Here is a 12,960-nt window from a genome sequence, read left to right on the forward strand (position 1 = left end):
ACTGCCAGCGTAGTTCAAAAGCTAGGGCACGCGGCGGACGGCGCCCTTGTCGGCGGAGGTCGCCAATGCGGCGTACGCGCGCAGCGCGGTGGTGATCGGCCGATCACGCTGGACCGGCTGCCACGGCCGCTCCCGCGCCTCCATCTTGGCGCGGCGCTCGGCGAGCACCTCGTCGTCGACCAGCAGCTCGAGCGCGCGGGTGTGCACGTCGATGCGGATGCGGTCGCCGTTCTCGATCAGGCCGATAGCGCCGCCGCTGGCCGCCTCGGGGGAGATGTGGCCGATGGACAGGCCGGAGGTGCCGCCGGAGAAGCGGCCGTCGGTGATCAGGGCGCACACCTTGCCCAGTCCGAGGCCCTTCAGGAACGAGGTGGGGTGCAGCATCTCCTGCATACCGGGGCCGCCGGCGGGGCCCTCGTACCGGATCACGACGACGTCGCCGGGGGTGATCTTCTTGCCGAGGATCGCCGAGACCGCGTCTTCCTGGGATTCCAGCACCACGGCCGGTCCTTCGAAGGTGAACAGGTCCTCGTCGATACCGGCGGTTTTCAGGATGGCGCCGTCGAGGGCGATATTGCCCCGCAGCACGCACAGCCCGCCCTCGACGGTGTAGGCGTGCGCGATATCGCGAATACACCCGCCCTCGGCGTCGGTGTCGAGCGAGGACCAGCGGTTCTCGGTGGAGAACGGCACGGTGGTCCGCACTCCGCCGGGCGCGGCGTGAAACAGTTCGATCGCTTCGTCGGAGGCCTTGCCGGAGCGGATGTCCCAGGTGTCGAGCCACTCGTCGAGGGTGGCGGTGTGCACGGTGGTCACATCGGTTTCCAGCAGTCCGCCGCGGCGCAGTTCGCCCAGGATGGCGGGAATGCCACCGGCGCGGTGAACATCTTCCATGTGATAGTCGGAGTTGGGGGAGACCTTCGACAGGCAGGGCACCCGGCGCGAGATCTCGTCGATGGTGGTGAGGTCGAAATCGATCTCGCCTTCCTGGGCGGCGGCCAGGGTGTGCAGCACCGTGTTGGTGGAACCGCCCATCGCGACGTCGAGGGCCATCGCGTTGCGGAAGGCCTTGGCGCCCGCCACGTTTCGCGGCAGGACGGAGTCGTCGTCCTCGCGGTACCAGCGGTTGGCGATCTCGACGACGGTGCTGCCGGCCCGCTCGAACAGCGCGCGCCGCGCCGCGTGGGTGGCGAGGGTGGAACCGTTGCCGGGCAGAGCGAGGCCCAGTGCCTCGGTGAGGCAGTTCATCGAGTTCGCGGTGAACATGCCGGAACAGGAACCGCAGGTAGGGCAGGCGCTGCGCTCGACCTCGCTCAGCCCCTCGTCGCTGACCTCGGTGGAGGCGCTGGCGGCGATCGCGGTGATCAGATCGGTCGGCGCCTGCGCCACACCGCCGACGACCACGGCCTTGCCCGCCTCCATCGGACCGCCGGAGACGAACACGGTCGGGATGTTGAGCCGCATGGCGGCGTTCAGCATGCCGGGAGTGATCTTGTCGCAGTTGGAGATACACACCAGCGCGTCGGCGGTGTGCGCGTTGACCATGTATTCGACCGAGTCCGCGATGATTTCGCGGCTGGGCAGCGAGTAGAGCATGCCGCCGTGACCCATCGCGATCCCGTCGTCGACGGCGATGGTGTGGAATTCGCGCGGCACACCACCGGCGGCGCGCACCGCGTCGGCGACGATCTCGCCGACATCCTTCAGATGCACGTGGCCGGGCACGAATTGGGTGTAGGAGTTCGCGATCGCGACGATCGGCTTACCGAAATCGGAGTCGGTCAGGCCGGTGGCCCGCCAGAGTGCGCGTGCGCCTGCGGCATTGCGTCCGGCGGTGGTGGTGCGTGAGCGAAGCGGTGGCATGAATTCGGTCCTCGGTGGTCGGCGCGGTGGCCGGAGCGGCTCTACTCGGGCAGGGCTCTGCTCGTCGGTGCTCATCGTCCGGTGGGTCGCCGGGGCCGGGGCCGAGGGCTGGTCGGCCGCCGTGCGGAGCGTCTCTTCGGCGAGTGGTGTCGTCGGCAGAGGTGTCTGTTCGCAAGAGCAGAGTGTCTGTTCGGCGCTTCAACGTTACTCCCGCCACCGGAGCGTGCTCACCGGAGGCAGGTGGTCGTGCGGCCGCGGGGTGGCGCGGCAGCACGACGCACGTCGAGCCGGTCCGAGCGGCCGTCACCGGGTGGGGTCTCGACCACGGACCCGCACCGCGACGCGATGATCGCGGCGACTGCGCCCCGAGTGGGGACGTAGTCAGGGCAGCATCGCGAAAGCGCGGATTTGTTCCCGGAGTTCGAGGTTGGCGGGAGAGTGTGAAACATCCCACTCGAGGGAGAGCTGCGACAATCTGCCGAAGTGGCGGAGCTGGAGTGGAGCCCGCTCAGTCGTCCGTGGAGGTGTCCGGCTTCTCGGCAGCTTCGGCCGACGGGCTGTCCGCTGCGCCGGATTCCGCGCTCTCGGCCTCGACGCCGTCCTGATCGCCGTTCTTGTCGCCGATGCTCGCCGCGCTCTTCTCCGGCCGCGCGAACGGATCCGGAATCCGCCCGTCCGATGCCGCGACCAGATCCTTCAGCCGGTCGTAGCTCACCGCCGGCAGGGCCACCTCGGAGTCGTCGCTCAGATGCGCTCGCACCCAGCCGCGCTTGGGGATCCGCAGTCCCTGGATCTGCGACCAGTCGAGGTGCCGGGAGCCGAAGATCGTGCGCAGGTCGAGCCCGCTCGTCGATACCGTGGTGCGGGACCGCTCCACCCACCACGCGACCGCGGCCGGGATGAGAAACAGGATCCACAGCACCGCGGGCCAGCCGAAGAACGGGAACGCCGCGCAGAACAGCAGAATGAACACCCCGAGGTGCGCGAGCCGGGGGATACGGATCACACGCCCCGTATCGGTTCCGCCCTCGGTGGTGTGGGACGATTGAGCTGGTGGCACGGACTGCTGCGGCGATGACACACCTCCATCCTCGCATCATGGTGAAGCGACACTCGAACCGCCCCGTCTCACATAATGAGACACCGCACGTCAAGTAATTTGACTCATCGACTCTCGCGCGCATACCGTCGAGCGCGTGAATCGAAACGAGCTTCTCGTAATCGGCCGGCGCGTCCAGCGCTGAGCCTGACGACTCGAGGTCGACTACGTCAGCTCGCAACTGCGACGCGCCACCCTCGCTCAGCCATCGGCTGACGGGGGCTTTTTTGTGTTCGGACAAGTTGTGTTCATGGCTTCGAAGGTCGCTCGAGCGCCGCGCAGGCGCCGCGTGACAACGAAGCGGTGAACGACAAGCAGTAAGGAAAAAGACGGTGAGCGCACCAACTGCACGGCCCGGGCCCTCGGCCCGCAGGCCAGCGCCCTCGGCCTCCCAGCCGACCCCCGCGGCTGCCGCCGCGACCGGAAACCGCCGCCAGGTCCCGCCCGAGAAGGTGACCGGCGCCCAGTCCGTCGTCCGCTCCCTCGAGGAGCTCGGCGTCGACACGGTATTCGGCATTCCGGGTGGTGCGATTCTCCCCGTCTACGACCCGCTCTTCGACTCCACCCGCGTGCGTCACGTCCTGGTCCGCCACGAGCAGGGCGCCGGTCACGCGGCGACCGGTTATGCCCAGGCCACCGGCAAGGTCGGTGTGTGTATGGCCACATCCGGTCCGGGTGCGACCAACCTCGTCACCCCGATCGCGGACGCGCAGATGGATTCGGTGCCGCTGGTGGCGATCACCGGACAGGTCGGCCGCGGCCTGATCGGTACCGACGCCTTCCAGGAAGCCGACATCTCCGGCATCACCATGGCGTGCACCAAGCACAACTTCCTGGTCAACGACGCCATCGACATCCCGCGCATCATCGCCGAGGCGTTCCACCTCGCCTCGTCGGGCCGTCCGGGCGCGGTGCTGGTCGACATCCCGAAGGATGTGCTGCAGGCGCAGACCACCTTCAGCTGGCCGCCGGAGATGCGGCTGCCCGGCTACCGTCCGGTGACCAAGCCGCACGGCAAGCAGGTGCGTGAAGCCGCGCGGATGATCGCCGAGGCCAAGGCGCCCGTGCTCTACGTCGGCGGCGGCGTGATCAAGGCCGATGCCTCGCCCGAGCTGCTGGAACTGGCCGAGCTCACCGGCATCCCGGTGGTCACCACCCTGATGGCGCGCGGCGCGTTCCCCGACAGCCACACCCTCAACATGGGCATGCCCGGTATGCACGGCACCGTGGGAGCCGTTGCGGCCCTGCAGAAGTCGGACCTGCTGATCACGCTGGGCGCCCGCTTCGACGACCGCGTCACCGGCCAGCTGGACTCCTTCGCCCCGCACGCGAAGGTGATCCACGCCGATATCGACCCCGCCGAGATCGGCAAGAACCGCCACGCGGATGTGCCGATCGTGGGTGACTGCCGCGAGGTCATCACCGAACTGATCGAGACCCTGAAGTCCGATCCGGCCTTCACCAACGCCGAGGCGCCGCTGCTGGACCTGGAGTCCTGGTGGACCTACCTCGACGGTGTGCGCAAGCAGTACCCGCTCGGCTACGGCCCCACCTCCGACGGCTCGCTGTCGCCGGAGTACGTCATCGAGACCCTGGGCCGCCTGGCCGGACCCGATGCCATCTATGTGGCCGGTGTCGGCCAGCACCAGATGTGGGCCGCGCAGTTCGTCAAGTACGAGAAGCCGCGCACCTGGCTGAACTCCGGTGGTCTGGGCACCATGGGCTACGCCGTGCCCGCGGCGATGGGCGCCAAGATGGGCGCGCCGGACAAAGAGGTGTGGGCGGTCGACGGTGACGGCTGCTTCCAGATGACCAACCAGGAGCTCGCGACCTGTGCCGTCGAGGGCGTGCCGATCAAGGTCGCGCTGATCAACAACGGCAACCTGGGCATGGTCCGGCAGTGGCAGACCCTGTTCTACGAACAGCGCTACTCCAACACCGACCTGGGCACCCACACCCTGCGCATCCCCGATTTCGTGAAGCTCGCCGAAGCGCTGGGCTGCCACGGCATCCGGGTGGAGAAGGAAGAGGACGTCGAGGCCGCGATCCGCGAGGCGCAGTCGATCAACGACCGTCCCGTGGTGATCGACTTCATCGTCGGCAAGGACGCGCAGGTGTGGCCGATGGTCGCCGCCGGCACCTCCAACGACGAGATCATGGCAGCGCGCGGCATTCGCCCGCTGTTCGACGAGGACGAGCAGGCCTCCGAGCCGGCCGTCATCCATGAGGCCATGTCCCACGACAAGGCGACCCTGGCGGCGCACGAACGGGCCTCGCAGAAGGAGACCAACCTGTGAGCACGACCCATACCCTCAGCGTGCTGGTGGAGGACAAACCCGGCGTGCTGGCCCGGGTGGCGAGTCTGTTCTCCCGGCGTGGATTCAACATCGAATCCCTGGCCGTGGGTGGCACCGAGGTTCCGGACATCTCGCGGATGACCATCGTCGTCACCGTGGAGGATCTGCCGCTGGAACAGGTGACCAAGCAGCTCAACAAGTTGGTGAACGTCATCAAGATCGTGGAGCAGGACGCCGACGCCTCGGTGGCCCGCGAGCTGATCCTGGTGAAGGTGCGCGCCGATGCCAGCGTGCGCACCCAGGTGATCGAATCGGCCAACCTGTTCCGGGCTAAGGTCATCGACGTGTCGCCCGACGCGCTGACCATCGAGGCGACCGGCACCCGGTCCAAGCTCGAGGCGCTGCTGCGGATGCTGGAACCGTACGGCATCCGTGAGATCGTGCAGTCCGGCGTGGTGGCCGTCGGTCGCGGGCCGAAGTCCATCACCGCGACCCGCTAACACTTATTCAGAAGAATCAACGAAGGGACACAACCACAGTGGCAGTCGAGATGTTCTACGACGACGACGCCGACCTGTCGATCATCCAGGGCCGCAAGGTCGCCGTGATCGGCTACGGCTCCCAGGGCCACGCACACTCGCTGAGCCTGCGTGACTCCGGCGTCGAGGTGCGCATCGGCCTCAAGGAAGGCTCCAAGTCGCGGGCCAAGGCCGAAGAGGCCGGCCTGACGGTCGGCACTCCCGCCGAGGTCTCGGAGTGGGCGGACGTCATCATGCTGCTCGCCCCCGACACCGCGCAGGCCAAGATCTTCACCGAGGACATCGAGCCGAACCTGAAGGACGGCGACGCCCTGTTCTTCGGCCACGGCCTGAACATCCACTTCGGCCTGATCAAGGCTCCGGCAGGCGTCACCATCGGCATGGTCGCCCCCAAGGGCCCCGGCCACCTGGTGCGCCGCCAGTTCGTCGACGGCAAGGGTGTTCCGGCCCTCATCGCCATCGACCAGGACCCGAAGGGCGAGGGCCAGGCCCTGGCGCTGTCCTATGCCAAGGGCATCGGCGGCACCCGCGCCGGCGTCATCAAGACCACCTTCAAGGAGGAGACCGAGACCGACCTGTTCGGTGAGCAGGCCGTCCTCTGCGGTGGTACCGAAGAGCTGGTCAAGACCGGTTTCGAGGTTATGGTCGAGGCCGGCTACGCGCCGGAGATGGCCTACTTCGAGGTGCTGCACGAGCTGAAGCTGATCGTCGACCTGATGTACGAGGGCGGCATCGCCCGCATGAACTACTCGGTCTCCGACACCGCCGAGTTCGGTGGCTACCTGTCGGGCCCGCGGGTCATCGACGCCGACACCAAGGAGCGCATGAAGGCGATCCTGAAGGACATCCAGGACGGCACCTTCGTCAAGCGCCTGGTCGCCAACGTCGAGGGCGGCAACAAGGAGCTCGAGAGCCTGCGCAAGCAGAACGCCGAGCACCCGATCGAGGTCACCGGCAAGAAGCTGCGCGAGCTGATGAGCTGGGTCGACCGGCCGATCACCGAAACCGCGTAAGGTTTCACACCCGAACGACCCGCTGGGCAGTGTGCCCGGCGGGTCGTCGTGTTCATGGGGCCACTCGGGCCGCGCTGGTTTCCGTGCTCGACGACGCCCGGACAGGCCGGGCGGTGCGTCGTGCGCGCTGAATTCGCCGGGGCGGCAAGTGGATCGGCCTCTTCGTGTACCGAGTAGATGACGTTCTATTGCGGCGCCGCATCGGTAGTCCCGACGCGATGTGTCGTACTGTCCGCTCAGCTCCCGGCGTCGACGGTCGCGAAGGCCGCCCACAGTAGCGGTGAATCCGCCACAGCACCCGTCTCACGCCAAGCGGCAAGCCGTCCACGCTGCCACTTCGCCAGGCCGGCAACAGGTTCTACTTGTTCGTGCGCGTCATCGACGGCGCAGATGACTTGTTGCAGCGGCGCCGCGTCGTTGGCGCCGGCGAACCGTTCGAATGCCAGATCGGTGGGCAGCGGCCAGCGGGTGGCGGTGACCAGTTCGGCGCCGCCGTGGATCATCGCGGCGACCAAGCCCAGTGCCTCGGTGAAGCGCAGGTCGCCACCGCTCTCGCACGCGATCAGCGCGACTCGGCTCGGGATGGGCCAGAGTTGCGGTCCCGCAACGGGTTCGGGCTCGAGCGTATGAGTGCCCAGCAGCAGATCCTTGGCCGACAGCGGGCGATGCGTGCGCAGCGGCCGGGCGAAACCGGTGGTATCGGCGGTGCAGGCGAGGTGCAGTCCGGCGTTCTCGCTCAGACCGGATTCCGGACGTTCGGCGGTGACATGGCCGACGTAGACCAGCCGGGCGGCCCCGTCCCGCAGTAGCGCGCTCAGGCGGCCCCGGTCGAGATCGGTGCGCCGGAAGGCGTGCAGCGGGTCGTCGACAACGGGTCGAAGTCGCTGTCGCGCAACATATTCGGATACCCGCTCGGTGAGCGGCGAGCTGGAACTCATCCGCCCGAGCACCGAACCGAGCTCGGAATCGGCCCGGAATCCGGGCACGCGCGGATCGAGCACCGCGACCACCGGCAGATCGCGGTCGTCGGCCCATCTGCGCGCGGTGCGGCCGGGTGCGTGGACGATGCTCGCCGGTGCGAGCAGGCCGACATCCGCGATGTCGATCAGCCGCAGGGCCGGATCGGGGGCGATGATCTCCCACGGCACCTGCGCGACCCGCGGTGACGGCTGCAGCCGGATGTGCGGGCGGATTCCGCGCACGAGCAGGTCGTGCAGTTGGATCGCGAGCGCCTGCGGAAGCAACGCACGGCTGAGTGCCTGCGCCAGTGCGTATTCCGATTCGCGATCGGCGAAAGCACCTGTGGTGAGCGCCTGTTCGAGACCGCCGGGACGAGCGGGATCGGGCAGCGCCGCCGCGAGCCGGCGCACCGCGGCGTCGATGTCCGCGCCGGGCAGCATGGCCACACCAGCGCTCGCGGTATCCCCGAGCCAGCGCCAGGACATGTACAGATCGCCCGCATCGGCCATCCGCACGATCACCGTCGGTCGCGCACCGGGTGCCTCGTTCATATCGCCAGGACCCGATCTTCCCGCACGGTCCGGCCGTACCGGTGTTCGGCGGCGGTGAGGTAGGTGTCCAAGGCGATGTGACCATCCGGGGACACCGACAGCCGTGGCGGTGGCGAAACGGGCAACCCGGCCGCGGCGGCAACCTGGGCCAGCGCCGAGCCCAGCTGCAGGGAACCGGCGCCGGGACCGTCGAGTGCGTCGCCGGGTGCCGGTATCGGGTCGAACGGAAGCCTCGGCGGTCCGCCGTCGGCGGCGGTGCCGCTGTCGAAAGAGGTTCCAGCGCACACGGTTTCGACCAGATCGGCGATCAGCTCGCCGTTACCGCACAGGTAGGCGAAGCGGAAGGCCAGTCGCACGGCGGGTGCGGCCATCTCACGATTCCACCGCTCCCGCTGTGTTCCGTTGGTGAAGCTGTAGCGCACCGCGTCGATGGCGATGGCGGAGGTGACGGCCAGATCCCGAGCCAGGGCGAGTACCTCCGCGGGCGGCGGTGTGACCATGTCGCCGATGAGCGATTCCCACAGCGCGGCATGCCAGTAGTCGACCCGCGCGCACTGCAGGCCGAGCCCGCGCACGGCGTAGATCTCGTACGCGGCCGCGAGCTGTGCTTGTCCCTCTCCGACCCGGCCGTGCGCGAAATCCAGTGTCGCCAAACGGATTCGAACACCCGCCGATTCGAGCGCCGCCCCGGATTGCTCGAACGATGTCAGCGCCCGGCGATACAGCTGTTCGACGTGGTCGAGGTCGCCGTGCCGTTCGGCGAGATAGCCCATCAGCTGCAGCCCCAGTCCGGCGCGGTAGCCGAGGCCGGCCCGTTCGACATACTGCTGGGCGGCACGAAGATGCGGCTCGGCGTCGTCGGGGCGGCCCAGCCGGGCGTACATCATCGCGAGCGTCTGCCGGGATTCGGCCGCCGCGTTCCCGTCGCCGGCCGCCTCGAATGCGGCGAGGGCCTGGTGGGCGAAGTCGAGCCCGAGCTCGCCGCGACCGGATTCGAAGTGGGCGGCCGCGAGATTGCCGAGCGGGTAGCCGCGCAGCTGCGGCGCGAAGCGCGTGGCGAACTCGAGTGATTCGGTGGCCAGCTCGATCGTCCGCGCCCACTGACTGCGATGCATCGCGACGGCGGTGAGCGAGACCATGCACGACACCTGCAACGTCGACAGTTCACTGTGGCCGGTGAGTAGGTCGCGCGCCTGTTCCAACGCCGTGTGCGCGGCGTCGAGATCACCCACGTGTTGCAGTGCCTGCGAATAGTTGACGAGCGTGGATGCGCGCTTTTCCGTCGCGTCGCCGGGGATTTCGGTGAGCGCGGCGCGGAATCCGGTGATGGCGCCCGCGTGGTCGCCGAGTTCGTCGCGCATACTCGCCGCATTGACCAGAGCGCTGACCCGGACGCCCCCGGTGGTGGTGTGTGCGGCGTGCTCGAATATCCGCAGGGCCTCGGTGACCTCGCCGCGGGCGTAGGCCGCGGCGCCCTCGTGGAGCAGTTCGAGGCCGGGCGGGGGAGTGTCGGCCATCAGAAGTCCGTATCCGATGCGGCGGCGACGCGCTCGGCCTCGAGCAGCGGCATGGCCGGCTGGGGCGACCGCAATCGGTCGATCACGAATCCCCTGATCCGCTGCCGTTGTCTCGGCCCGTAAATGTTCGCCGATGCCGATGCCGATGTCTCGTCGGGGGCAGGCCCCACCCCGGGCACGTAGATATCCACGCGCACAACATTGTCCGCGTCGATCAGCGCCTCGCCGATCCAGGTGTCACCGCCGGGCTGCAGCGCGAGAACCGTTGGCACGGAGTCTGTCACGACACGAGCGTGAGGCCACAGATGCCCGGGCAGACCGGCATCGAGGTGCGGAGCCGCGGCCGCGCGCACCTCGACCGACGTACTGCCGGACTCTCTGGTCAGACGCCACGAGACGGCGAATTCGGAGGCATCCAGCACGCCGGCGGGACACCGGCGCCAATCCCAGCCCGAGGTGCCGGTCGCCAGCACCAATCCGGTGCGCCCGGGGCCGGCGGGACCGGCCGCCAAGGCATAGTCCTGCCGGCGCGCCACAGCCGCATCGAACGAGGGACCCACCGGCGACGGTTGTGCGTCGGCCCCGTCGACGATCGATTCGCAGGCTTCGGTGAGAGCCGCGATGTCCCCGCCGAGTACCTCGGAATCGAGTGCGGGAATGCCGTCGATGGTGGAGGCGGGCCACCAGTGCGCGGCCCACTGCGCATAGCCGAGTTGCCGTGCGGCCTCGGCCAATTCGGGACGGGCGGACGTCGCGAGCAGCTCTCCCGACCGGCCGTCGGCGACAGCGAGCGCCACCGGTTCGCCGTACACGGCCCACAGCCACTCCTGTGCGGCATCCGGATCGTGCAGCACCGCCGCCGGAACTGTCTGCTCGGACAGTAAACCCCACGACAGATGACCGCCGATCACCTCGAGAACCAGCGTATCGAGTCCTGGCATCGCGTCGTGAACGGTGGGAGCATCGGCCGGTGAGATGATGACGCCCTCGTCCTCACGGTGCAGGAATACGGTCTCGGGCATCATCCGGCCCTCGATTCCAGCGAATCGGACATGTTCGCAAAGGAATTGGCGGTCAGTGCCTTTCGTACCCGGGCTCGGTGATCGAGGATGACCGAGCGTGCGACCCCGTCGAGCAGATCCCACAGCTCGGCTGTCTCCGGCGCGGTCGGTGACACGGATGCGCCGCGAACATCGCGCCCGTGCAGGCGAACCCACAGTCGCCGCAGATACGAACGCCAGGGACGGCGAAGCTCGGCCGCGATCACGGCGAGCGGATCGGACGGCTCCCCGGTGTCGTGCACGGCGAGGCGGCGTGCCTGCAGTACATACGCCTCGCGGCGCCACCTCCCGTTGATCGCCCGATGCGCGGCGGTGCTGTCGCGCAGAACAGAAACCCCTTGACGTGCGGAATTTTTCGACTCCATGACGCAGTCGCCGCCGCTCGAGGCCACCGGCTCGCTCCCGGGCGTCCTACCGGTTCCGGTGACAGGTGCCAGGCCACGTGCCAGTGCCACTCCCGCTGCCGCTGTCACCCGAAGTGATTCGTCGAGCAACGCCCACGGCGCGCAACTCCGGGCGATCTCGTCGGTCACCAGTTCCGGGATCGTGGGCAGGTCCGAGCGCTCGGTGGAGGCTTGCAACACCGTGAAGACACGTTCGTAGATGGTGCGGTCGAACGGCAGCGCCAGTGTCGCGGTCGATGCCCCGGTGCCGAGCGCGGGGGCGACCGGCAGGCGGTGCGCGGTCAGGCCCAGCTCCTGGGCAGAGTCTCCGGAAGCGTTGTACCACAGCGCAATTCCTGTGTGCGTCCCCGCTCGCTCCATGATCAGGGTGCGCAGTTCCCGGGCGGCGTCGTCGGCTCGGGCGGTGGCGCACGAATCGAGTAGTGCGGCGAGGGCGGTGGTGTGGTCGGCGATCGCGGGCGCGGAATGCGGTCGCCGGCGCCACGCGGTATCGATCAACGCCACGAGTTCGCCGGCCGTGGACCGATCGGTGAGATGGTCCTTCAACGCCTGCGTGGTGCGCCCGGCCGCGAGGTGATGGATGTCGTGCAATGTGGCTGTGGCGGTGGGCCGGTCGCGGGCCGGATCCGGTGGCCCGGACACCGTCGCCAGTTCGAAACAGCGCTGGAAGTACAGGTCCTGCGGATTGCCGTCGGTGATGCGCAATGCCCGTCGGACCTGTTTGAGGAGGGTGAACCAGGCCGCGGTCGCGCGCAGGACATCGGCGGCGGCATGGACGCGGGCCGCGAGCAGCGTGGCGCCGTCCGCGGTGAGTATCGGCCCGGCGCAGGCGGGGTGCTGGACAGGCCGGATCACCAGCGGGTCGAGGATCAGTTTCACGGTGCGGCGCAACGGTCCCCCCTGGGCGCCGCTGAGCGCCTCGACGCCCTCGATACCGCGCCACACCTCGTCGAGCACCATGGCGCGCGGTCGTCGCATTCGGTCAGATTAACCGACCGTCGCTGCCGCTGCCCGGGCCCGAAACCTGGGATCGGTAGGCGGCGAACCGTTCCTACTTTGTGAACAACGGCCCGATCACAGGGCCGGACTCACCGAGAACGAAGGAACGAACACCATGCGTACCAAGCAGATCCGGATCGCCGCCGCCACCCTCGCCGCCGCCGGTCTCACCCTGGCCCTCGGCGCCTGCGGCGACGACTCCGGCACCGCCGCCCCGGCATCGACCACCGCGGCGCCCGCGACCCAGGCCCCCTCGGGCGGTAAGTCGGCGGCCCTCGTCGACGGCAAGGCGCTGAGCGCGAACTTCGACACCACCTGCGCCCAGCACGCCGGAACCCTCGCACTGGCACTGAACGATGCCGCCAACTCCACCTACGGCCGGCTGACCGTCAGCGCCACCCTCACCGCGGGCGGCGACACTGTGCAGGCCGTCGCCATCGGCGGCAGCAAGGGCGGCGCCTCCGGTATGCCGTATGCCGTCGGCTTCGGCAACGGCCAGCCCGGCGGCTCGGCCACCGTCAGCAAGGACGGCAAGACGTACAAGATCACCGGTGAGGGCGTCGCCGCCCCGGATATGACCAACCCGATGGCCGGCCCCGCCACCGCGAAGTTCGAGCTCACCTTCGCCTGCCCCACTATCGTCAACGGCTGAGCAGA

General features: G+C 68.6%; 10 protein-coding genes. 4 read left to right on the forward strand and 6 right to left on the reverse strand.

What is annotated here, in order from left to right:
* Positions 1-21: 21 nt before the first annotated feature.
* Together ilvD and NE2_RS29120 are read right to left on the reverse strand one after the other, a co-directional pair.
* On the reverse strand, positions 22-1,863 hold the full coding sequence (gene ilvD / locus NE2_RS29115) for a dihydroxy-acid dehydratase (RefSeq protein WP_063031268.1): 1,842 nt from the start codon (positions 1,861-1,863) through the stop codon (positions 22-24).
* Between the two features lie 508 nt (positions 1,864-2,371).
* A complete protein-coding gene (locus tag NE2_RS29120) occupies positions 2,372-2,944 on the reverse strand; it encodes a PH domain-containing protein (RefSeq protein ID WP_233429908.1) in 573 nt (190 codons plus the stop codon).
* A 350-nt stretch (positions 2,945-3,294) separates the two neighbouring features.
* Between NE2_RS29120 and NE2_RS29125 the strand changes: the two genes are divergently transcribed.
* The 3 genes from NE2_RS29125 to ilvC are packed head-to-tail and all read left to right on the forward strand — an operon-like array spanning position 3,295 to position 6,811.
* Positions 3,295-5,259: an acetolactate synthase large subunit gene (locus NE2_RS29125; protein ID WP_063031272.1), complete on the forward strand. Its 1,965-nt coding sequence runs from the start codon at positions 3,295-3,297 to the stop codon at positions 5,257-5,259.
* The gene (ilvN, locus tag NE2_RS29130) at positions 5,256-5,759 is read left to right on the forward strand and encodes an acetolactate synthase small subunit (RefSeq protein WP_040720620.1); all 504 of its coding nucleotides are present in this window, start codon (positions 5,256-5,258) and stop codon (positions 5,757-5,759) included. The genes NE2_RS29125 and ilvN overlap by 4 nt, the downstream gene beginning before the upstream one ends.
* Positions 5,760-5,797: 38 nt before the next feature.
* On the forward strand, positions 5,798-6,811 hold the full coding sequence (gene ilvC, locus NE2_RS29135; protein ID WP_063031274.1) for a ketol-acid reductoisomerase: 1,014 nt from the start codon (positions 5,798-5,800) through the stop codon (positions 6,809-6,811).
* Positions 6,812-7,047: 236 nt separating this feature from the next.
* Here the strand turns inward: ilvC and NE2_RS29140 are convergent, their stop codons facing one another.
* The 4 genes from NE2_RS29140 to NE2_RS29155 are packed head-to-tail and all read right to left on the reverse strand — an operon-like array spanning position 7,048 to position 12,264.
* Positions 7,048-8,322: a CHAT domain-containing protein gene (locus NE2_RS29140; protein ID WP_063031276.1), complete on the reverse strand. Its 1,275-nt coding sequence runs from the start codon at positions 8,320-8,322 to the stop codon at positions 7,048-7,050.
* The gene (locus tag NE2_RS29145; RefSeq protein ID WP_063031279.1) at positions 8,319-9,839 is read right to left on the reverse strand and encodes a tetratricopeptide repeat protein; all 1,521 of its coding nucleotides are present in this window, start codon (positions 9,837-9,839) and stop codon (positions 8,319-8,321) included. Before NE2_RS29145 ends, NE2_RS29140 begins: the two co-directional genes overlap by 4 nt.
* Positions 9,839-10,864 (reverse strand): hypothetical protein, encoded by a 1,026-nt coding sequence (locus NE2_RS29150; protein ID WP_063909512.1) that lies wholly within the window; start codon positions 10,862-10,864, stop codon positions 9,839-9,841. Before NE2_RS29150 ends, NE2_RS29145 begins: the two co-directional genes overlap by 1 nt.
* Positions 10,861-12,264, reverse strand: a complete 1,404-nt coding sequence (locus NE2_RS29155) for a hypothetical protein (RefSeq protein WP_063031282.1) — start codon at positions 12,262-12,264, stop codon at positions 10,861-10,863. Before NE2_RS29155 ends, NE2_RS29150 begins: the two co-directional genes overlap by 4 nt.
* A 154-nt stretch (positions 12,265-12,418) precedes the next feature.
* Here NE2_RS29155 and NE2_RS29160 point away from each other — a divergent pair, with 154 nt between their 5' ends.
* Positions 12,419-12,955: a lipoprotein LpqH gene (locus NE2_RS29160; protein WP_030512959.1), complete on the forward strand. Its 537-nt coding sequence runs from the start codon at positions 12,419-12,421 to the stop codon at positions 12,953-12,955.
* The last annotated feature ends 5 nt before the right edge of the window (positions 12,956-12,960 follow it).

Origin of the sequence: Nocardia elegans NBRC 108235, assembly GCF_001612845.1 — a bacterium.
Classification (GTDB): domain Bacteria; phylum Actinomycetota; class Actinomycetes; order Mycobacteriales; family Mycobacteriaceae; genus Nocardia; species Nocardia nova.

Bases quoted from the DNA above. Each gene is read 5' to 3' on its own strand.
- NE2_RS29155 (WP_063031282.1), bottom strand. From the start codon at position 12,264: ATGGTGCTCGACGAGGTGTGGCGCGGTATCGAGGGCGTCGAGGCGCTC.
- NE2_RS29150 (WP_063909512.1), bottom strand. From the start codon at position 10,864: ATGATGCCCGAGACCGTATTCCTGCACCGTGAGGACGAGGGCGTCATC.
- NE2_RS29160 (WP_030512959.1), top strand. From the start codon at position 12,419: ATGCGTACCAAGCAGATCCGGATCGCCGCCGCCACCCTCGCCGCCGCC.
- NE2_RS29145 (WP_063031279.1), bottom strand. From the start codon at position 9,839: ATGGCCGACACTCCCCCGCCCGGCCTCGAACTGCTCCACGAGGGCGCC.
- NE2_RS29140 (WP_063031276.1), bottom strand. From the start codon at position 8,322: ATGAACGAGGCACCCGGTGCGCGACCGACGGTGATCGTGCGGATGGCC.
- ilvD (WP_063031268.1), bottom strand. From the start codon at position 1,863: ATGCCACCGCTTCGCTCACGCACCACCACCGCCGGACGCAATGCCGCA.